Below are 22,870 nucleotides of genomic sequence, written 5' to 3'. Positions count from 1 at the left end.
TAACACTGTTGTTGGCTTCCCCTAAACCTCTGATGGCTTAAACGCCTGATGAGGTTTATTTTTTTAGGTTGTGAGCATGCTGATGTTCAAAAAAACGACATAGGCAGCATGTACAGGCATCGTCAATTTGCGGTATGATGACTGGAGAAATCATTCAAATTTTATCCATATCACGCTTTTTAAGGAGGCATATGATGAAGAAAGGTATGGCATGGCTTACAGCCTGTATGTTGATCCTGGTTCTTGCAGCATGTGGAGGAACTGGACAATCCGCAGAATCAAACGGTGAGTCCGATTCGGGCGCAACTGCAAGCGAAGAACTGGTAATCAAAGCAAGCAACTATGAATTTGACCAACCTGAATACCATTTGAAAAAAGGTGTTCCGGTTAAGATTGTTTATGAAAATGCAAACGGAAACCATGGTGTACTCGTGCCCGAGCTGAACCTTCAGCTGGATACCAAGAACAGTTCCAAAGTGATTACTCCCGACAAAGCAGGGGAATTTGAAATGTCCTGTTCTGTCTTTTGCGGAAGCGGTCACAGCAGTATGATCTCCAAAATTATTGTTGAAGAATAGTGTTCAAGACAAGGAGCCCCCGTAGCGACGGGAGCTCTTTCTTCATTATAACAAATTGTACAAGAGTGCGCTGTCCAGGATTCCAGTTATGACATAATCATCAGCTAGGTCTGATCCTGCTCAATCAATTCAATCCATTCGTTATATTCCGTCTGCAATTTCGTATATTCATCCCGCAATTGGCGGTAATCTGTATTCAGTTGCTCCGCCTTCTCCTGCTCCATTTCACGTTCAACCTGCAGCAAACGTAACTGATTGGCCGCAAGTTCATACCGCTCACCGATATCCAGCAGTTCATTTTCCATCGTCTGCTTTTCTTCGATTGCTTCCGCACGCTGCTGGGCAAGCTGCTGCCGCTCGTGTTCCAGCTCTTCTACCTTCTCCACACTGGCAGCACTTTCTTTCTGCCAGAGATTCAATTCATTCTCCAGTGTAGTCCATCGATCCTGCCAGGACTGTTCCTGAGCCGCCCATTCATCTGCACGACGTTGCCAAACCTGATCTTGTTGTTCCGCTTGTTGTTCCGCTTGTTCTACTCTTGAGCTTAGCTCAACTTCCCGATCAGTCAGCTCTTTCAGGCGAGAGGAGAGCTCTGCCTGTTTGGCAGACAATTCTTCATGCTTAATCTGCCACTCAAGTGCTTCTTCTTCTGTCTGAGTCAGTAAGCTGCCTTGTTCATCGATACGCCCAGATAGCTGATTAGCATTCTGCCTGGATTCTTCAAGCGCACGCACGATTTCTTTCTTTTCTTCGCTCATCTCATTCAGCTTGCGAGTATAGTCTTCTTCACGCTGCAGTGCATCACCATAATCCTTACGGATTTGTTTATAATTTTCCTGCAGCTTGTTCAGTTCTTCACGAGCTTCATTCAATTCACCATCAAGCTCTTTATGTTGTAACTCCAGACGACCAGCTTGCGCAAGATAACGTTCTGCTTCTTCGCTGGCGTGACGAGCTTCTTCTTTAACAACGGATAATTCATCATGAAGGGACTGTACACCAGACTCCAACGTTTCATTCTGTTCTGCAGCTTCAAGTACCTGTGTCTCCAGTTCACCGATCTCGATCAGACGTTGTTCAGCCTGCTCTTTCCAAGACTGCTCGCTCTGCGTCAGTGCACCAAGTTCATGTTGCAATGTGCGTACTGCCGCATGGGCCTGCTCAAGCACTTTTTGCAACCTGCGCTGCTCATCCTCGGACTTCACTTCGGCTTCACGGAGTTTCTTGATTTCCTGTTCAAGCTGACCGTGCTGATCCTGTACTTTTCGCAGTTGTGCTGTCAGAGAAGATTCACGTTCAACGGTCTCGTTGTACTGCTGTTTCCATTGCTGTTCCGCTTCCCGGAAATGTTCTGCCTCAGCTTCTGTGTTGCGAAGTTGTTCAGTCAGCTGAGCACTATCTGCTTTCAATAGATCCAGTTGCTGCTCCAATTCCGTAATTCGACGAAGCTGAACATCCTGTTCCTGTTTGTATACGGCTTGTTCATTGCGCAGCGTTTCTGTTTGACTACGCTCGTGTTGGAGTTGTAGCTCCTGATCTACAACAACTTCTTGAGCATTCTTGAGCTGCTTACGTACCTCGGCTAATTGGCCTTCAACATCGGTTAAGCGCGATTTGGCCTGTTTACGTTCTTCTTCCAACTGCTGCTTCAGCTTGCCTTGCTCTTCTTGCAGCAAAGCCTCAGCAGTTGCCGCAGCTTCTTTCGCCTGAGTCTGGGCTGCTTCATGGATTTGCTGAAGCTGCTCTTCATAAGCCGCTTCTTTTTCCATCCATTCCAATTCCGCCTGTTCGGATGCCTCCTTGAACGTTGCATTCAGCTGTTCAATCTCAGCCAGTCGCTTCTGCTCTGCTTGTTGCTGCAGTACAGCTTGTTCTTCTTTTGCTTTTTCAGTCAGTTCTTGAGCCTGATTCGCGGCAGCTTGCTCTGCCTGCTGTATACGCTGTTCCATCTCGGATTGAAGTTCACTGTATTGAAGCTGTGCTTCTTCCTGAACTTTTTGCAATTGGGCCTCTGCTTGTTCCAATTCAGACAAAATTGCCGCTTCTGCTTGTTCCTTCGCTGTTTGTACTTGCTGTGCGGCCTGCACCTCAATTTTTTGACGTTCTGCCACGGCCCGAGCTTCTGCTTCTTTCAGTTGAGCTGCCGTCTTATCCTGTAGCTCCTTGTATTGTGCAGCCGCTTTGGCCTGGGCTTGCTGCAACTCATTTGCTGAACGTGTCTGTGCTTCCTTCAGCTGAGCTGCCGCCTGAGTCTGTGCATTCTTGATTTGATTCGCTGCTTTTTCTTCTGCTTCTTTGAGACGCGCCTGTGCCTTCTCCTCAGCCGCTTTCAGTTGCGCCGCAGTTTGAGCCTGAAGCTTTTGCTCGCGACCTGCTGCCTGAGCGCGTTCCTGCTCCAGTAATGTATTCAGCTTGGCTACTTCTGCCTGCTGATCCTTCTGGAGTTTCGCGATGGCCTGTTCCGCCTCAGCCTTAAGTTTCATTGCTTCAGCGAGTTCTTGGTCCCTGCGTTCCAGTTCCTGCTGATGTTCATTTTGTATGGCATTCAGCCGATTGAGTTCATTTCTCATTTCGGTACGTTCACCGGTCAGCATTTTCAGCTCATTCCGAATTTCCTGAGTCTGAAGAGACTGCTCAGCCATATGTACAGCTGCCAGAACTGCAATACGCGGGGTATCCAGTCGGGAATTATGTTTGGAGATGGCGCTCATTCGCTCATCCACCAGGTTAGCTACTTGTTTCATATAGTCGGCACTGCTGCCAACCAGTTTATAGGAAGTCCCGTAGATCTCTACGGTGACGCGTGTACGATCAGGTGTAGTCACAGTTGTGCCCTCCTTTAAGTCTGTATGTTGATTCTAAGCTGTAAAACAAAAAAAGTCACATCGATCCTCTAATGCTAAGGATTCGATGTGACTTCAAGCAATTCCTGCTAATCTTTGTTCAAAAAATTGACTTATGTTCTATTTACGCAATTCGGCTCCAAATTGCTCCTCCAGACGAGCAACAACACGAGCATGAACCTCGGTAATTTCCTCATCAGTCAAAGTACGTTCGCGGTTGCGATAAACGAGAGCCATCGCTACGCTCTTCTTGTCTTCACCCAACTTGCTGCCTGTGAACACGTCGAATACCTGTACGGTTTGTAACAGTTCGCCAGCAGATTCACGAATCGAACGCAGCATATCCCCAGCTTCGATATCTTCACTCACAACAACTGCGATATCCCGCTCAACTGCCGGGAATCGTGGAAGCTCACGATAACGGATATCCGCATCCGCTTCACTATAGATAGCTTCGAGCCCGATCTCTGCGAGGTATACATCGTTCAAATCATATTGCTGTTGCAGTTCAGGATGCAATTGACCCATCGTACCAATCAGTTTGCCCTCTCCGCCATCTTTCGCTTCAAGGTATACCGATGCGGAACGACCAGGGTGGAAACCTTCTGGGCTGTTTGCTACCAGGCGAATGCGCTGCTCCAGGCCCACATAGGCGAACAGGTTCTCAAGTGCACCTTTCAGATCGAAGAAGTCCACTTTCTCTACTCCCACATTCCACTGCTGGGATGCACGATTTCCGGTGAGCAACAAGCTCAGGACCGGAATTTCATGCGGTTGCTTCGTCAGCTTTTCTTCTTCAGTGAAGAATACACTGCCTACTTCAAATACAGCCAGTGAATCATGCTTGCGGTTCATGTTATACACCGTTGCATCCAGCATTTGCGGCAAAATACTCTTACGAAGCACGCTGCGATCCTCACTCATTGGCATAGCCAGCTTCACGGCTTTACTGCCTTCTGTCAGAGCAGGGAACAAGGATACTTTATCCGGGTGTATAAATGAATAGCTGATCATTTCCTGCCAGCCACTACCTGCAAACAGGCCACGAATGGTACGGCGCATTGCTTGCGAACGCGTGTAAGCACCCGGTGTTGTTGGTCCTTCGATCAACGTGGTTGGTATATTGTCGTATCCGTACAGACGGGCAATCTCTTCAAACAGATCCACATCAAGTGTAATATCCCCTCTGCGGCTAGGAACTTCAACATCAAGCAGACCCTGCTGCGCATCACCACACGCAAAGTGTAAACGAGCGAAAATGGTTTTCACTTCAAGCAGGGACAACTCGGTTCCCAGATAGCGATTCAGTTTATCCAGCGACAGCTGCACAACATGTTTATCCGCAGCGGCTGTTCCAGCTTCCACGATCCCCTGATGAACTTCGCCTTCCGCATAACGCTGGATCAATTCAGCCGCGCGGTTCAATGCCGTAATGACAGCAGCCGGATCGACTTCTTTCTCAAAACGCATGCTTGCTTCGGAACGCAGCCCCAGTTGGCGCGACGTTTTCCGAACAGTTCCGCCGTCGAACTTGGCGGATTCCAGCAACAGATTCACTGTGGTTTCCGTTACCTCGGAATTCTCGCCACCCATAACACCCGCGATGGCTACCGGTTTCACGCCATCCGTAATGAGCAGCATATGCGGCTCCAGCTTGCGCTCCTGGCTATCCAACGTCACGATCGTTTCGCCTTCTTTGGCCATTCGCACTTCAATGTGGCCCTTCTCCAGCTTATCTGCATCAAAAGCATGCAGCGGCTGTCCGTATTCCAGCATGACATAGTTCGTGATGTCAACGATATTATTGATCGGACGAATGCCAGCGGCCATCAAACGGTTTTGCATCCACTGCGGGGAAGCTCCGAGCTTGATGCCAGTTACATAGCGGGCTGCATAATGACTGCATTGTTCGCCAGCCGTAATCTCAACCGAGATATGATTCGCAGCCACATCACCGATTTCCACCAACTTTTGAGTTGGATCAGGCAGTTTCACTTCACGACCGAGAATTGCACCTACTTCATAAGCTGCACCCAGCATGCTCAGACAGTCGGAGCGATTCGGTGTCAGGTCCAGTTCAAGAACATGATCATCGAGACCAAGTACTTGGCTGATTGGTGTGCCAATTTCCGTTTGTGCTGGCAGAACGAGAATGCCTTCCTGTTGGTCCTTCGGCAGCAACTTGTCGTTCATGCCCAGTTCTTTCGCAGAGCAGATCATGCCAAGGGATACAACGCCGCGCAGCTTGGCTTTTTTGATATCGAGTCCACCAGGGAGCTTCGCTCCTACCAGGGCAACGACTACCTTTTGACCGGCATCCACATTTTTCGCACCACATACGATCTGCAGATCTTCTTCCTGTCCGGCATCAATCACACATACATTCAGCTTATCAGCGTCAGGGTGTTTCTCCTTGCTCTTCACGTAACCAACAACCACTTTGTTCACGCCCTGGTTCCGGTTCTCCACTACATCAATCTCAATCCCCGCACGGGTGAATTTCTCTGCCAACTCCTGCGGTACCACGCCTTCCAGCGCGATATAATCAGACAGCCAATCTGTCGATACTCTCATGGACGTTCACTTCCTAATCTATGAATTGGTGTTGCAAATGAAGGGCGTTCGCCCTGTATGCTACTTCGGTAATTACAGTCGTCCGAATTGTTTCAGGAACGCCATATCACTGTTGTAGAAATGACGAATATCATCAATGCCGTATTTCAGCATGGCGATACGCTCTACGCCCATTCCGAATGCAAACCCACTGTATTTCTCCGGATCATAACCGCCCATCTCGAGCACTTTCGGGTGAACCATACCGCCGCCCAAAATCTCAAGCCAACCTGTCTGTTTACATACCCGGCAGCCACTGCCACCACATTGCACACAAGTCACATCCACTTCAGCACTTGGCTCGGTGAACGGGAAGAAGCTTGGACGGAGACGAATTTCAGTGTGTGAACCGAACATTTCGCGTACGAATTGCAGTAAGGTACCTTTCAGGTCACTCATGCGAATGTTCTCGCTAATAACCAAACCTTCAACCTGATTGAACTGGAACGAATGCGTCGCATCGTCATCGTCACGACGGTATACTTTACCCGGACAGATGACTTTAACAGGCACTTCACCTTTCATGCTTTGCATAGTGCGAACTTGAACCGGGGACGTATGCGTACGCATCAACAGGTCTTCTGTTACATAGAAAGAATCCTGCATATCACGCGCCGGGTGGTTCTTCGGCAGATTCAGTGCTTCGAAGTTGTAATAATCCATTTCAACCTCAGGACCTTCCGCTACGCGGTATCCCATACCGATGAAAATATCTTCGATTTCCTGTACCACTTTGGTCAGTGGATGCAGTCCACCTTGACGTCCGCGACGTCCTGGCAGGGTCACATCAATTTTCTCGGATTGCAGACGTTTCGCCGTCTCTTCCTTCTGGAACTGCTCCTGCTTGCTGTCAATGACTTCTTCAATCGCGCCGCGAACATCATTGGCAACCTGACCAATCACCGGACGTTCCTCTGCACTAAGCGCACCCATACCGCGCAAAATCTCGGTCAATGCACCCTTTTTCCCCAAATACTTTACACGCAGATCACTCAGCGTCTGTGGATCGTTCACGCCAGACAGTTGCTCCAGCGCTTCGATCTTTAATGCCTCCAAACGTTCTTTCATGTGTAAATGCCCCCTTTATGTGGTTTAATGCAACAAAAAAAGGCCTTCTCTCCCCTGAAGGGACGAAAAGACCGTGGTACCACCCTTGTTAGACATTCAATGCTGCCCAGCCCTTCCGGCCTGCAACATGTTTGCCTCACTCTATACGGAATAACGACCGTTAACCGTTACCCCCTACTGACTCATGCGATGAATCGCAAGATATGGTTCAGGGAACCGCTCCGGAGTGAATTTCAGCAGCCTTGTTCTACAGAAACGCTCTCAATCTACGGCGCTTCCTCCCTGTCCAGAGGCACTGCTTACTTGTCTCCATCATCACGTTTGCATGTCAGATAAACCTTCAAATTTACTGATGATCGTCCATTATTATATGCAAAATCGCTCGAAATAGCAAGCCGTAAAGCCGCATGATCAAACGTTAAGCCAAAAAGTAAAACGGCATAAGCTTCGTCAATCGATTACTTCTGTTTTCGCAGCTCGTGCAACTGTTTCAAACGACGCTGAATTTCGCGAACCTCCGCAACTTCAGCCGCCCGTTCAATTACATCATCAGGCTTAGTCAACATATCATTGCCCGCACTGTTCATGGGAGATAACAACTCGGATAAACGCATTTCAAGCCGCAGCCGTTCATCATCTGACTCCCGAACCTCAAGGGCGGACTCTCGCAGTTTGATGGATTGCTCCCAATCCTCCACTCCACCTTCATACAGTGTAGCCTTCCCACCGGGTTCTAAATCAAGCAAGCGACTGGCGAGTACTTTGGTCAACATGCGGTCATGGGATACGAGAACCAGTGCTCCGGATGCCTGCTTCAATATATTCTCCATTACTTCCTGTGTATCAATATCCAGATAATTGGTCGGTTCATCCAGCACCAGCACGTTAGATCCCCCGAAATACAACCGCAGGAATGCAACTCTGCACTTTTCTCCCATACTCAAATCCCCAATACGCTTGAACACATCATCTCTTGAGAATAAAAAGCATCCGAGAATGGTACGTGCAGCACTTTGTGTCATGGATGGAAGACTGAGCAAACTATCCAGAAGTGTCTCACTTTCCGGTAACCCCTCAAGCTCTTGCGAAAAATAACCGATCTTCAGTTGTGGATGTCGTGTCACTTTACCCTGGGATGGTTCCAGCTCTCCAATCATCAATTTGAGCAGTGTCGTCTTGCCTGTGCCATTCGGACCACGTACGGCAAGACGATCTCCACGTTCGACCGCAATCCGGAGATTGTGAAGCAATGTTGGGCTTCCCGGATAACCAAAGCTTACGTCTTCCAATGCAAGGAGCTGGCGGGCAGCCAGCGTGTTCACTTGCAGCTCCATGTTCAATTTTGCAGCTTCGCGGGGTTTATCCACGCGTTCCTTCTCCAGGCGCTCCAGTTGCTTTTGCTTGGCATGGTAGCGGGAAATGTTCTTGTTGGCTTTCGCTTTGTAAAAGCTCTGAGTTATTTTCACTTCCACATCGCTTGCTGAATTATGAGCCTGATGAAACCACTGCTGATAATTGCGGATCGTCTCTTCTAGCGCTTTCCGTTCCAGCTCCTGTTTGCGATAGGTTGCTTCCTGCTCACGCAATTCCCGTTCCTTATGGCCTTTGTAATCAGTGTAGCCCCCCTTATATTTGGTTAGTGCATCCGGGCTAAACTCGATGACACCCGTTGCAACCTCATCAATAAAGGTCCGGTCATGAGAGACAAACAACAATGTTCCGGCATAGGCGGAAAGCCATTCTTCAAGCCAGCGCATGCTCTCTTCATCCAGATGATTCGTCGGTTCATCCAGAATCAGAAATTTGGGTTTACTGACCAATAGTCCTGCGAGACGGGCCTTCGTTTTTTGCCCACCACTCAAAGAATGATACGGCCGAATCCAATGTTCCGACGATAACCCCAGTCGCGTTAGTACCTTCTCTACTTCAGTCTCCCACATATACCCGTTCAATTGCTCATATTGCTCCATCGCTATCGTATAAGCTTCGAGCAGCCGCTGCTCATCTGCGGCTCCACTGTTGCTCATACGTTGTTCTAATTCTTCCAGGTCACGCTTCACCTCGTAGATCCGTCCACTTTCCTGCCGGACGGCATCAAGCACATTCATCTCAGGCTTGATCAAGGAGCGCTGGCGCATGAAACCCCATTCCTGCTGCGGAATGTGGCGTTCGATGCGTCCACCACCATCTTCTTCTCCAAGAATTATGCGTAATAAGGTGGTCTTGCCACAGCCGTTGCGACCCAGAATGGCGAGCCGCTCACCTTCATTTATTTCCAGATTCAATCCTGCGAACAACTCATTCCCGTTCCACTCTTTCGATACTTCATGTAGGCGTACCATTGTCATCATGAGGCCTCATCCTTCCTGCAATTCAAAATAAAAAACCGCTGGCATCAGCCGGCGGTCTGGCAATTCAGGATTGGATAAAGCGTCAAAAAACAAGCATAAGATACCCCACAGTATGAACAAAGAACCCCTAAAAGGGTACACACAAGCCAGAACAGCCTGCCTGTTTCCATACCTGATCCCATAGCTGAATTTGGACACACGAATCCCCTCATTGCTCAGCCGCTTTTTTTGGCTGACTGCGTCATAAACTCTCTGCAGTTACTGGGGTTCAATTCATGTGTTTTACTTCATGGGACGTATGGTTACCTCTCATTCATGTCTAGTATCGATTTCTCCGTTATTGTACCAGATGATGGAGGAAAAGCAAAGGTTTTGAATTCGGAGTCAGTGATATTCTCCATTCAAACATGACTTAGATTAAACTAACTTCTAGAAAAAGAAAAACCCTTGTTTTCACAAGGGTTTCAGGTGTTGCATTAGTTAAGCGGGTGATGGGAATCGAACCCACGCTATTAGCTTGGAAGGCTAAAGTTCTACCATTGAACTACACCCGCGCGAATGACGATCGGGACGACACGATTTGAACATGCGACCCCCTGGTCCCAAACCAGGTGCTCTACCAAGCTGAGCTACGTCCCGTCAAGTTCCGAGGAACATTTACATGAATTTCACAAAATTAATATACCATGATCATCCAACGCTTGCAACTTCTTTTTACCATTTCCCCCCTAACATTTCGAAACAGAACAAGACAGAAGCGTGTCCACGCCCCTGTCTATCCTTACCCCGTGGGTTTATCCACATCTCTCAAAAATTTTTTTTCAAAATCTGCTGCCACAATCGGTTTGCTGAAAAAGTACCCTTGAGCCTCATGACAATGCTGATCACGAAGAAACGAAAGCTGGTCCTCATTTTCAACGCCCTCAGCCGTCACTTTCAACTGTAGGTGATGAGCCATTGAGGTAATGGTCGACACAATTGCCGCGTTATTGCTATCCTCCATCACTTCATTGACAAAGGAACGGTCGATCTTGAGACGGTCAATCGGCAGATCTTTCAAATAATGCAGTGAACTGTACCCGGTGCCAAAATCATCAATACTGATGTGCACACCAATTTCCTTAATTTTGCGCAACTGCTCGAACGCACGATCCTTGTCAAACGTCATGCTCTCCGTAATCTCCAGCTCAAGCCACACAGGTTCCAAGCCTGTCTCCTTGAGAATGCCGCTGATGCTGTCCAGCAGATGGGAATGCCTGAATTGTCTCATGGACAGGTTAACCGATACACAAAGCTTGCGGTAACCCGCTTCTTGCCATCGCTTGTTCTGTGTACAGGCCTCACGCAATACCCATTCTCCAAGTGGCACGATCAGCCCACTCTCCTCAGCAAGAGGAATAAATTCCCCAGGGGATACTGACCCTCTAAGCGGATGCTGCCAACGCACCAAAGCCTCCATACCCACAATCAAACCACTAGCCAGATTAACCTGCGGCTGATACACAAGATAGAATTGCCCACGATCTAGCGCTTTGCGCAAATCATTCTCAAGCTGCAAACGTTCTTGGGCTTTCATCTGCATCGCATGGGCATATCGGTTTAGCTCCACTCCCTGCTCTTTGGCATTATGCAGCGCCGTATCCGCATTCTGGATGATCTCTTCAGGTGAGTCTCCGTCATGCGGGAATATCGCCATACCTATACCCAGCGTGAGATGATATTCGTTCCCATCTACCGTTACAGGTTTTTCGAACAGTTGCAAGATCGATCTTGTCCGCCGCAACGCCGTATCTGTTGTGCAGAAGTCTGTCATTGTCAGCACGAATTCATCTCTTCCCAGTCCGAACACTTCCTCTCCCGGGAGCGAAGAATGCTTCAAACGCTGTCCAACCTGACGAAGTACACGGTTAGCCGCTTGTTGACCCAGTGAATCATTAATCGTTTTGAATCGGTTAATGTTCAATACCAGTACGCCGACAAGCTGCTCCTCCACCATGGCCTCGTCCATCATCACTTTCAGTCGCTGAGAAAGACGACGGCGATTCGGTAGCCCTGTCACATCATCATGATGAGCAATAAAGTTCATTTTCGCTTCAGCCACCTGTTGTTTGAGAAAAGGCGTATCCACCACAGACGAATACAATCCCTTCTGGATGAAGAAATAGCCCAAACAATCGCTTAACAGACCTAGCAACAGATTGAGATCATTAATCTTCGTAGCAGAGACAAAGTAACATTCTCCAAAGAAAAAACAGAGGATTGCACAAAGGATGGTAGGCAGATCACCATCTTTGCCTTTTTTCCATTGAACAAATAACACGACCGCAGTCACGCCATACAGGATTCCGATCAGAAAATGAATTCGGGTAAACATGCCGCCAAGCACATTCCCCTCCAGCAAGGTCGGCAGTACAGCCCATTCCTGAATTGCCACTGTATACAAAACAACAAAAACACCGAGTGTTCCACTGAAGATTAAAAATTTGCGTGGTAACGCAATTTCCCTCTCGTTAACTGCATATATGAACAGCAAACCTGCCGCACAAACAAGAGATCCAAGCGACATCATCTTCAGCGAGAACTCCGACTCCACCATCGCGCCATTTGGCATTTCTTCGGCAAAAGAAACGATGTGAACTAATTCAAACAAACCAATCAATAAAAACAGCGTAGTCATAAGGACCCTTCGGAGGGTCAGTCTTTGAGTCTGAAATAACCAGCTTTGATTATAAATGCCGATACAGGCCGCTGCTGCAGCGAAGCCACCCAAGAGTGTCAAAACCGGGTAACCCGATATGATCAGATCAGAGCTTGCAGAGGAACGAAACCATTGACTTGCGAGGAAACACAATAAGCCGCCTATCGCGACCCAACCTATTTTTCTCTGATCTTGCTGATTAGCCTTCATGCCGTGTTTTCCTTCCCGGGATCACCTATCCTGAAATAACTTTAACGATATAAATCTACATTGTTACAATATTCGACATTTTTATATCTACCAACGTTCAATTCACATGCGAATACATGCTATCTGGTACATAATAACATTTATTTCCGCAGACGTGAACAAAAAAAATGAGCACTCCTAGGAATATTTATTCATAGATATGTAGAAAAACAAGGCAATAAGAACTAAAAAAAACATGAACCCCCCATTGGAGTCCATGTCTTTTTAAATTGCAACTGTATTTTAGACTAATTTTCGCCACATCTGCACCATTCGACTTAAAACGCTAAAGCGCTAAAGTCATAGACGCATTAGATCCCTTCTCTTGATGACTGGAAGTCAATTTCAAGAATTATGCAACAAGCTTATTTGTCAAAATTCACTTCTGGTGTTGTCAATTTATCATAGAAATCAACAACCTTATCTTTGTCTTCCGACGAACGCAGTGCCATCGCCGAGCGAGGATGCTCGTCCAATGTACCTGTAATCATATAAGGCAAAATGTAACCCCATTCTTCTTTTTCACGGAGAGGGACCATCAATTGCTCCAATACACCGAGTACTGGACGAAGATTGTATTTCGTGCCTTTCAAATGAGCAACAAGCAGTTCAGTCGGACAGTTCCCTGCAGCACGTCCCATACCGTATACGGAGGCATCCAGCAGTTCAACGCCAAGCTCAGCTGCTACCAACGAGTTCGAGAACGCCAGTTGCATGTTATTGTGTGTGTGAACGCCAAGACGTTTGTTCGGCAGATGAGTTTTGAACTTCTCCACCAGATATTTCACATCGTTATGATCCAGGCTTCCATAGGAGTCTACTATGTATACAACATCCACAGCACTTTCCTTGATCAGTTCAAATGCTTCCAGCAATTCATTTTCCATAACATTAGACAATGCCATAATGTTCAGCGTTGTTTCATATCCACGATCGTGGAATGTTTGAACCAGAGCAAGTGCCTTGTCTACATCTTTGCTGTAGCAAGCTACACGGATCAGATCCAGCATGCTTTCGCTGCGTGGCAGAATGTCATTCTCGTCCACACGTCCAACGTCAACGAGTGCAGACAGTTTGGTGTTACCTTTTTGCGGAATAACTTTGCGCAGGAAATCATCATTCAGAAAACGCCATGGTCCTGCTTCTTCTGCACCTTTCAAGAGCTTAGGTGAGTTTTTGTATCCAATTTCCATATAATCAACGCCGGCTTCATTCAATCCAGCATAGAGCTGTTGAACAAAGTCCACGCTAAAGTCCCAGTTATTTACCAATCCGCCATCACGGATTGTACAATCTACTATTTTGCAATGATTTGTCTTCATTAATGTCTGCTCCTTTTCTGACCAACTTGTGTATTCCTCTCATGATACTTGAACGTAACAAGAAAAGTAAAGGGATTCCCGACTTATTTACTTCGATAAGATTTCCATATCCGATCAATCTCACTCATCTCGGAATCGTCTGGAGATTTCTTCCCATAGCGCACAGCGTTATAGGTATCTGGTAGCATTGCAGAGAGCTTCTGGTCATCTTCTCTGGCTCCATGCTGAACAATCGTCTCCGCAGCCTCCAGTGGCGTATGTGCACCCTGTATATGCACGCCCCGGTGTGCAGCTCTGTCGATCCACTTTCGATAATAAAATCGAACACGTTCAGCTTCCTGTGAAGGCAGCGACTCCTTCTTGCTGAACCAGGATTTGCGCGTTTTTGCAGGCGCCTCTAACGTTTCGCTAATGTCCACATACTCCGTCCGGGGTTCTACCTTCTTCTGACCGGGCTGCATCAGCCCTTTGAAACGCTCCATAAGTTTGTTTATCGCCTTCTGCCCCAAACGCAGGATAAGCCACAAGATCACAACTGCGACAGCCCCCATGACTACCCAACCCAGGATATCCCAGAAAATAGAGGGTTCCCCTGCTGGTTCCATCCCTTCAGGTATCATTGGCGGTTCATTTGGAGCTGTAGGCGTAATAGGAGGTTCCGGATTGGAACTCGAGCCTATTAAACCTCTGATCCAAGCAAGCAGACGGTCACGCAATGGTCCTAGCCAGGCAACAAGACTGGGAAAAGCACCAATTCCAGCGATTACAATCAGCATCCATAACAGACGCTGGTGATTCGCCCGGGCAAACTCACGTAACACGATCCTTTTTGAGCCATCATTTAATATCGCACGATCCAGCTGCACACTGTACTGGCCTACTAGCCAGCCAACAAAACCGATTACTCCCGCTGCATATATGGTTCCGGTGTAAGCAAGAAGAGGTTGCATAAATTCAATTCCATTGGCCGCCCCACTAAGCACAATTGCACTGACTACACCCCAAATCTGCAAGCGCCAAATCAAAATCGAACGGAAGACAGGTTGAAAATTCAACCCAATATAGGCTGAAATAACACCCCATACCACTGCCGTCAGCAACTCAGGTAAAGGAAATGCCCGTACTAGTGCGATAACCAATGAGACCAACAGTCCCATTAGCAATGCTGCACCCCATCGAATAAACGTGTTTTTTTCGCTGATGGTTGGTAACCTGTGCTGTACCCACTGACCTAACCAGCCAGCAATAACAAAGATAGCCATTAATGTGTATGGCAAATATCCCGTTGTATAAAGGGAAGTCAGCGTTAAAAGCGGATAGAAATATACCCCAATCAACAGAACGGCTGATATGGATAAAAGTAGTTTTTCTTTGGTGCTGTTGCTGTTGGACTCATTCATGCACTCACCGCCTTGGAATCGCTTTTCCCGCCCTCTACTGGGAGTATGGTCACACGGTGGCCTTGCTCATGCAAACGCGCAATTTCATGTTCCATAGCTGGAGATACATAGGACGTAATTAAGAGATAACTGCGAACCTGCTGAGCCTCTTCATTCCGTATTACTTCATCACTCAGGAACTGCTCCATGGGAACCATGCATTTCAGCTCCGTCTCTGCCATAGCTTCCAGTAACATTTCCAGATGAGGACTGCCGTAATCCGGCTCAATCCGTAATGGATCGCGCCCTCCACTCACACGATAACCATTATGAGCAAACCCTGCGGGTAATCCTCTTCCAATCGCATCTACCGCTGCTGTTGCCGCATAACGAAGTGCCCGTTCGATCATCTCCGGGCGGGTAACGACACTCCACATGTCTGCTGACTCCTGAATGTTAACCACAATCCAGGATTGAGGGTCCGCAGTCCATCCCTGCTTATAAACCTGCAATTCTCCTGTGCGTGCACTCGCTTTCCAATGAATACGGTTCATCGGATCACCCGCACCATACGGTCGTACCCCGAGAATCAGAAAAGGATCTTCAACAATCCAACGGGATACCTCAACCTCACCCTGCCATACCTGATAGATCGCAGGCAGATCCTCCGCATGAACAAGTGAAGGATATACAACCATCGACAGATGAACGGGAATTGGCTTCGAAGTACGCCAGAGGCCAAATAGATCCCCTCCGGTCATAGTTACAGTGTTTAACGTGTAGATCCCACGTCTGCTGCATACAAAAGGATGCTTGCGCGTAATACGGGTAAACGGTTTCAAAGTAAAGATACTTTTATGATTCTGATAAATATCTCCCTGACTGATATCCATGCCCGAGCCGGAACGGAATACAAATGAAACTGGCATCATAGCTTCAAGTCTGAGCCATGGAACCGATATTCGTTTTTCATTCGCAATCGTCTCAACCATCTCCAGCTCATCCCCGGCGTAACAACGCATTTTGCTGAATTGTCTGGTGTACTTCAGCTTGCGTAAAGCCGGACGGCCGAACCATATGCCGTGTACTCCAATAACAATGCCTCCGACAATGACTAGCCATAGTAATGCCATATGTTATCGCCCGCTGCCTGTAGCAAGATTCTCCGTCGGCACTTCAGTCTGGCTCAGAAGTTCCTGAATAATACGCTCCGCCAAGCCATCTTGTTGCCTCACCCGGTTGCGGAATACAAGTCGATGGGCTAGCACGGGCTCCGCCAATATTTTAATATCATCAGGGAGAACGAAGTCTCTGCCATGTAAAGCAGCCCAGGCCTGACTTGCCTTGAGCAACGCCTGAGCTCCTCGTGGACTTACGCCCAGTGAAAGCTCGGGATGTTGCCTAGTCGCTTCTGTCAGACGGATAATATATCGCAATAGATCTTCGTCGATTTGGACCGATGTATAAGTGCTCTGTGCCTCAAGCAGCTGCTCGCGACTAATGATAGCGGACAGATCGGCAACAGAACGGCTCGCTACCGTACGTCTCAGAATTTCCACACTTTCTTCACTGCTTGGATAGCCCATTCGGATCTTCATCATGAAACGATCCATCTGTGCCTCCGGTAACGGAAAAGTTCCCTGGTTATCTACTGGGTTTTGTGTGGCAATGACGATAAACGGTCGTTCCAGCTGTCTGGTCGAACCATCAATACTAATCTGCCGTTCCTCCATACACTCCAGCAAACTGGACTGGGTACGTGGTGTAGCCCGGTTAATCTCATCTGCCAGCACCAAGTTGGCAAACAGGGGGCCAGGTCTGAATTCAAAGTCACCTTCTTTTTGGTTGAAAAAATGAATACCCGTCAAATCAGATGGCAACAGATCCGGTGTAAATTGAATACGCTGGAAGATACAATCCAGTGAAGATGCTACTGATTTTGCCAACAAGGTTTTTCCCGTACCGGGCACGTCCTCCAGTAGGACATGTCCTGAAGCAATGATGGCTGTCATCACAAGCTCAATCGTATGGTCTTTTCCCACAATGATCTTTCCTACATGGTCCATTAGCTGTTTGTTCATTTGTTCCATTCCCTGGATATTCATAATTGGTTCTACCTCCCGTAAATTGAGCTATGTATTCGCATTCATTCTAACTATAACCCTAATCGTCCCAACAAAAAACAACAGGAACCGGCGATTAGCCAATTCCTGTTCGCAGTGATCTTGTCTTTACACCAATGGAAGCATGATGATGAATCGGGTGCCTTCCCCTTTTTTGCTATCCACAGAGATGGTGCCTCCGTGATTCTTGATAATGCGGTAACTCACGGAAAGTCCCAGCCCTGTTCCGCTCTCCTTAGTGGTGAAAAACGGGTCAAACAGGCGGACAAGGGTGTTGTGGTCCATCCCCTGTCCATTATCAGCAATGGAGATCTGCACATACTTGTTCTCGGTTCCCGTGGAGATCTGAATCAAGCCAGTGTGCTCTTCGCCCACATCCTCGATAGCATCCATTGCGTTTTTAACCATATTCAAAATTACCTGCTTAATCTGTTTGACATCAATGGACACATTTAACGGGACTTCTGCTTCATCCAGGGTTATCTCGCACCCCTTCATTAATCCTTCGCTTTCGGTCAGCAAGACCACCTCTTTGAGCAAAGAGTCAACAGACATAATGGTCTTCTGAGGAGCTGACGGTTTGGAGGAATTCAGAAATTCGTAGATAATGTCATTCGCCCTGTCAATCTCCGTTAGAATGATTCGAGCGTACTCGTCTTTCCCCAATTGCAACAAATGAGGACGAAGCAACTGGATAAATCCGCGGATAGCCGTCAAAGGATTGCGAATCTCATGGGCAATAGATGCCGAAATCCGCCCCAACATTGCAAGTTTGTCATTTTGATAAGCGGTCTGCTCAATTTGTTTATAATCGGAAACATCCTTCACACTGAAGAGGAAGTCCCCATCCATCTGATCCCCGTACGTTACTGTAACCAGCCAATGCCTGCCATACTCGTCAATCAATTCATGATAGCGCTTACGATGAAAGATAGTTTCCCGATAGATGCGTAAAATTTTCTTTTTCTTGAATCGGCTCATCTGTGGATGATGCAACATTTGCATCAGGGTGCAGCCGCTCAATAGACTCCTAGGAAGCTCCAACAATTTTGCCATCTGAACGTTAATAAACGTCAATACACCGTTACTGTCAAACAACATTATACCGCTATCCAGATGTTCCAGGACGTTCTCATACTTGTTGTTATCCAGATGTACAGGCGGGAATCCATTCGTTGGTCGAGGCACTGTATCCTGAAATTCACTAATCATGTCAGGTTCCTCCTTTTCACGTAAATGATAAACTTGCCATTCGGACATCATATCATCACAGAAACAGGAAGGGCCGATTTTATTTTTCATTACCGGTGCCCTTTCATTAGGGGGCAGAGCCGAAAATATGGATGGCATGTCCGGAACCCAAGCTGGTCTATTCCGGGTAACCAAGAGTCGATCCGGAAAACATTATACGTCTGTTCCATTCTAACCTTCTCCTATTCCCAAACACGAACATTTTTGCTCCGCCTCTTTTGCAAGTCTGTTTTTATCATAGACAAGTTTATAGAAGGGAGTCAATCGGAGAAAGTGTCGAATGGAAATTATTTTAAGAAAAACCGTGAATTAGTTTCTATATACAACAAAAACGAAGCTTTTTCGCTCGATTAGCGAATAAGCCTCGTTCGTATAGTTTAAATTTTAAATAATTAAATTCAATCTATAGTCCACTCTTGTTATGCTGAATTTTGAGTCTGCGCTGACTCATGACGGCTAAGCGACGCTTGAGTTCGCTTTCCCACTTCTCATCCTTCATTTCCTTGGCAAGACGAAGTAGATCCAGAGACATGTCGATCTGACGCTGCACAATGACCATAGCATCCTCGCTTTCACGATTCACGCAATTTTCAAAAATCGCATCTTCATCTTCTGTCACGTAATCTTGAAAATCAATCTCCGACGCACCATCTCCATGCGCATATTCAGCCAAAATTTCATATTCATTTTCCACTTTATAATGCACTTCTACCCGGTGACACACCGGACAAAACAGCAGGGGAACATTATGAACCTGGGTGCGGTAATGCTTCAGCGTGCCCTTTGTTCCCACCATACTTGCCCCACAACAGTAACTCATTTTTGTTCACCCTCCTTATAACGTGCCGAGACTTTTTAATGGATAGCAGTCCCGTACACTTCAAGCACTTCCGAAAAAGGAATAGTTCCATCAGTGTATCACATTCATGTACAAATTATAAATGCAGAGCACCGGAATATTTACCGGGTTTCCATACCCTATTCGCCTTGAGGCCCTTCGATTCCTCTTTCCAGAGATAAAATGAAGGCTTTCTTCTATTACATCATTACCACGTTTACGTCCCTGTTTAAACACTTTTCTTCCTTTAGGGCTTACATTCTAGCAAAAGGGTGCAAAAAGCCCTCAATCCCATGAGGGATGAGGGCTTGAACCATAAACGTTCAAGTTCAATCAGGCTTACAGGTTGTTGTCGCCTGGTTTCCAGTTCATTGCACACAATCCACCGGATTGCAGAGCTTGCAGTACACGAAGTGTTTCTTCAACACTACGGCCTACATCATTGTGGTTAACTACTTGGTATTTCAATTCGCCTTCTGGATCGATGATGAACAAGCCGCGCAGTGCAACGCCTTCTTCTTCGATCAGAATGCCATAATCTTTAGCAACTTGTTTCGTGATGTCAGAAGCCAATGGGAAGTTCAATTGACCAAGACCATTGCTGTCTTTAGGTGTGTTGATCCAAGCTTTGTGGCTGTGTACGGAGTCAACGCTCACGCCAAGAACTTCAGTATCCAAAGCTTTGAATTGCTCAGCAGCATCACTCAAAGCTGTAATTTCAGTTGGGCACACAAAAGTGAAATCCAAAGGATAAAAGAAAAATACGAGCCATTTGCCACGATAATCGGACAGTTTTACGGAACCAAAGTCTTGTCCATCTCCCGATACTGTTTCCATTGCAAAATCCGGTGCGGGTCTACCAACCAAACGTTCTGCCATAACTAACAATTCCTCCTTTGGGATTATGTAAGCACTCTAGTTGAATGCTCATCATCAAGAAAAACGAGAACGCTTTTCCTGTAATTAAAATGGGTTTGTTACTTGATAACAAGTACAAGTAAAATGTTATCATCCGGACTTCTCAAAGTCAAGATTATAATCGTTGTTTTATTATAATAATTATAAATAAGGATTTTTCGTGGCAAAAATCATAAAGGAACAGCCCTCTGCAATTCCGGATCGGAGCAAAGGGCTGTACTGTTGTTACTATTATTAAGCCTGTTTCTGAATTGCCGCGACGATCAGATCGCCCATTTCTGTCGTGCTGATCGCTTTACTCTTGTCTACAGCGATGTCGCTTGTACGATGTCCCGCATTCAGCACATCAGACACAGCTGCTTCAATTGCGTCAGCACCTTCGGCATAACCAAAGGTTGTACGGAACATCAATGCCAGCGAAAGGATCGTTGCGATCGGGTTTGCCAGTCCTTGACCTGCGATATCCGGCGCTGAACCGTGTACTGGCTCATACAGACCAAAGCTACCTTCACCCAGCGATGCAGATGCCAGCATGCCGATCGAACCTGTCAGCATCGCTGCTTCATCACTAAGGATATCTCCGAACATATTTTCAGTCACGATAACGTCAAAGCTGGATGGACGACGCAGCAACTGCATTGCGCAGTTGTCTACAAGCACATGTTCCACTTCAACATCCGGATATTCCGGTGCTACACGGTTAACAACTTCTCTCCAAAGACGGGAAGTTTCCAGCACGTTGGCTTTATCTACTGAAGCCAGTCTTTTGCTACGTCCTTGGGCAATTTCAAACGCCTGACGAACGATGCGCTCCACTTCGGTTACATTATATACGCATGTATCCACTGCTTCTTCACCTTGTGCACCTTCACGTCTGAACTTTTCACCAAAGTAGATTCCACCGGTCAACTCACGCACGACCATCAGATCCGTACCTTCCAGCACTTCCGGTTTCAAGGTGGAAGCATCCTTCAAGCAATCAAATACCACTGCCGGACGCAGGTTCGAGAACAATCCGAGCGCTTTGCGAATGCCAAGCAAGCCTGTTTCCGGACGCAATTCCTTGCTGTTGTTGTCCCATTTTGGACCACCAACGGCTCCGAGCAACACAGCATCTGCGCTCTTACATACTGTCAGTGTTTCTTCAGGAAGCGGTGTACCTTTCTCATCAATGGCGATTCCACCAAACAGCGCATGCTCTGTCTCAAAACGGTATCCGAACACTTCCTCCGTACGTTTGAGAACTTTCTCTGCCTCCGCTACGACTTCAGGACCGATTCCGTCACCTGCGATAACTGCAATTTTTTTTACGTCTGCCATGGGTTGTCCACTCCTTATATCCATTCATTCGGTTATTCACTTCAATGATTAACGTGTCATTTTTAACTCTCTCTTTTGTATCATATTCGGAGGTCATTTGACCAAGATATACAATCTATGACTTTAATAGTTTTTACCTATAAGCGGTTTAAGATTGGTTGTTCTGTACCTCTGACTGAGTTAAAATAAAGCCTGAAGACAAATTCAGGTAACTCAGGAGGGATTGCAATCATGCAATACACGTACTTGGGAAAATCAGGTCTTAAAGTCAGCCGGATCTGTCTCGGCACGATGAACTTTGGTCCTGCCACAGACGAAAAAGAGGCATTCCGTATCATGGATGCGGCACTCGATGCTGGTGTGAACTTTTTTGATACCGCTAACATTTACGGATGGGGCGAAAATTCGGGTCTCACCGAGGAGATCATTGGGCGCTGGTTTAAACAGGGCGGCGGTAGACGTGAAAAAGTCGTTCTTGCGACCAAAGTCTATGGCTCCATGCACGACGATACAGACGGTCCAAACAACGATGCAGGTCTCTCCGCTTACAAAATCAGACGGCATCTGGAAGGTTCACTCCGCCGCTTGCAAACCGATCATGTTGAACTGTATCAGATGCACCATGTTGATCCCGCCATCTCGTGGGACGAGCTGTGGGGTGCGTTCGAGAATGCTGTCCATCAGGGCAAAATTGGTTACGTAGGTTCGAGCAACTTTGCTGGTTGGCAGATTGCCGTTGCACAAAGTGAAGCTAAAAATCGCCATTTCCTCGGTCTTGTATCCGAGCAGCATAAATACAGTCTTAACTGCCGTTTGCCTGAGTTGGAAGTATTACCCGCAGCGAAAGAACTGGGTCTTGGCGTTATCCCATGGAGTCCGCTGGACGGTGGGTTACTCGGACGTAATGCGCTCCAGAAGCTGGAAGGTACACGCAGTGGTGGCATTGCTGAACGGATTGAGTCCCATCAAACTCAGCTGGAACAATTCGCAGCACTTTGTCGCGAACTCGGCGAACCGCAGGATACTATAGCTTTGGCCTGGGTTGCCGCCAATCCGGCAGTTACCGCACCCATTATTGGGCCGCGTACACTGGAGCAGTTTGAAACTGCGCTCAAATGTTTGGATGTGCCTTTGGATGAAACGGTCCTCAAACGTTTGGATGAAATCTTCCCAGGTCCGGGAGGACAAGCTCCAAACGCTTATGCTTGGTAAAAGCTTATCGGCTTAACTGAGTACGTCATTTCAAGGAAAACGCTCTAAATAATAATGCAATTATCCTATACGTAACAACAAAAAAGTCTGACCTTCAAATTTTGAGG

At 47.1% G+C, this 22,870-nt stretch carries 15 protein-coding genes and 2 tRNA genes; 2 read left to right on the top strand and 15 right to left on the bottom strand.

The window, feature by feature from the left end; all coding sequences use genetic code 11:
• Positions 1-194: 194 nt before the first annotated feature.
• Positions 195-578 carry a cytochrome C oxidase subunit II gene (locus tag AC3ITG_RS09095; protein WP_413379540.1) on the top strand — a complete coding sequence of 128 codons (384 nt, stop codon included), beginning with the start codon at positions 195-197 and terminating at the stop codon, positions 576-578.
• 104 nt (positions 579-682) lie between these two features.
• Here AC3ITG_RS09095 and zapA read toward each other — a convergent pair whose 3' ends face one another.
• The 15 genes from zapA to leuB form a co-directional block, all read right to left on the bottom strand.
• Positions 683-3,403: a cell division protein ZapA gene (zapA, locus tag AC3ITG_RS09090; RefSeq protein ID WP_489253527.1), complete on the bottom strand. Its 2,721-nt coding sequence runs from the start codon at positions 3,401-3,403 to the stop codon at positions 683-685.
• A gap of 138 nt (positions 3,404-3,541) precedes the next feature.
• Positions 3,542-5,995 carry a phenylalanine--tRNA ligase subunit beta gene (gene pheT / locus AC3ITG_RS09085; protein WP_489253526.1) on the bottom strand — a complete coding sequence of 818 codons (2,454 nt, stop codon included), beginning with the start codon at positions 5,993-5,995 and terminating at the stop codon, positions 3,542-3,544.
• A gap of 72 nt (positions 5,996-6,067) precedes the next feature.
• A complete protein-coding gene (gene pheS, locus AC3ITG_RS09080; RefSeq protein WP_024628331.1) occupies positions 6,068-7,102 on the bottom strand; it encodes a phenylalanine--tRNA ligase subunit alpha in 1,035 nt (344 codons plus the stop codon).
• A 458-nt stretch (positions 7,103-7,560) separates the two neighbouring features.
• Positions 7,561-9,453 carry a ribosomal protection-like ABC-F family protein gene (gene abc-f / locus AC3ITG_RS09075; RefSeq protein ID WP_413376833.1) on the bottom strand — a complete coding sequence of 631 codons (1,893 nt, stop codon included), beginning with the start codon at positions 9,451-9,453 and terminating at the stop codon, positions 7,561-7,563.
• A gap of 483 nt (positions 9,454-9,936) precedes the next feature.
• Positions 9,937-10,007 (bottom strand) — tRNA-Gly (locus AC3ITG_RS09070).
• Positions 10,008-10,018: 11 nt separating this feature from the next.
• Positions 10,019-10,092, bottom strand: a tRNA-Pro gene (locus AC3ITG_RS09065).
• Positions 10,093-10,234: 142 nt separating this feature from the next.
• Positions 10,235-12,361 (bottom strand): bifunctional diguanylate cyclase/phosphodiesterase, encoded by a 2,127-nt coding sequence (locus AC3ITG_RS09060; RefSeq protein WP_413376831.1) that lies wholly within the window; start codon positions 12,359-12,361, stop codon positions 10,235-10,237.
• A gap of 404 nt (positions 12,362-12,765) precedes the next feature.
• Entirely contained in the window at positions 12,766-13,722 is a 957-nt protein-coding gene (locus AC3ITG_RS09055; protein ID WP_090895136.1) for an aldolase catalytic domain-containing protein, read from the bottom strand.
• A gap of 83 nt (positions 13,723-13,805) precedes the next feature.
• Positions 13,806-15,122 (bottom strand): DUF4129 domain-containing protein, encoded by a 1,317-nt coding sequence (locus AC3ITG_RS09050; RefSeq protein ID WP_489253525.1) that lies wholly within the window; start codon positions 15,120-15,122, stop codon positions 13,806-13,808.
• Positions 15,119-16,234 (bottom strand): DUF58 domain-containing protein, encoded by a 1,116-nt coding sequence (locus AC3ITG_RS09045; RefSeq protein ID WP_413376826.1) that lies wholly within the window; start codon positions 16,232-16,234, stop codon positions 15,119-15,121. Before AC3ITG_RS09045 ends, AC3ITG_RS09050 begins: the two co-directional genes overlap by 4 nt.
• A 3-nt stretch (positions 16,235-16,237) precedes the next feature.
• Positions 16,238-17,206, bottom strand: a complete 969-nt coding sequence (locus tag AC3ITG_RS09040) for an AAA family ATPase (RefSeq protein ID WP_413376824.1) — start codon at positions 17,204-17,206, stop codon at positions 16,238-16,240.
• 126 nt (positions 17,207-17,332) lie between these two features.
• Positions 17,333-18,436: an ATP-binding protein gene (locus tag AC3ITG_RS09035; protein WP_413376822.1), complete on the bottom strand. Its 1,104-nt coding sequence runs from the start codon at positions 18,434-18,436 to the stop codon at positions 17,333-17,335.
• 442 nt (positions 18,437-18,878) lie between these two features.
• Positions 18,879-19,295 (bottom strand): hypothetical protein, encoded by a 417-nt coding sequence (locus AC3ITG_RS09030; RefSeq protein ID WP_024628323.1) that lies wholly within the window; start codon positions 19,293-19,295, stop codon positions 18,879-18,881.
• A 357-nt stretch (positions 19,296-19,652) separates the two neighbouring features.
• Complete coding sequence (locus tag AC3ITG_RS09025) at positions 19,653-20,192, bottom strand: peroxiredoxin (protein WP_024628322.1); 540 nt, start codon at positions 20,190-20,192, stop codon at positions 19,653-19,655.
• Positions 20,193-20,465: 273 nt separating this feature from the next.
• The gene (leuB, locus tag AC3ITG_RS09020; protein ID WP_053780430.1) at positions 20,466-21,551 is read right to left on the bottom strand and encodes a 3-isopropylmalate dehydrogenase; all 1,086 of its coding nucleotides are present in this window, start codon (positions 21,549-21,551) and stop codon (positions 20,466-20,468) included.
• A 231-nt stretch (positions 21,552-21,782) separates the two neighbouring features.
• Here leuB and AC3ITG_RS09015 point away from each other — a divergent pair, with 231 nt between their 5' ends.
• A complete protein-coding gene (locus AC3ITG_RS09015) occupies positions 21,783-22,763 on the top strand; it encodes an aldo/keto reductase (protein ID WP_413376819.1) in 981 nt (326 codons plus the stop codon).
• Positions 22,764-22,870 lie beyond the last annotated feature (107 nt).

The organism is Paenibacillus sp. GL_099_B (genome assembly GCF_057835695.1).
The sequence above is the reverse complement of the archived record's forward strand: the minus strand, read 5'-3'. Positions and strand labels throughout refer to the sequence as shown.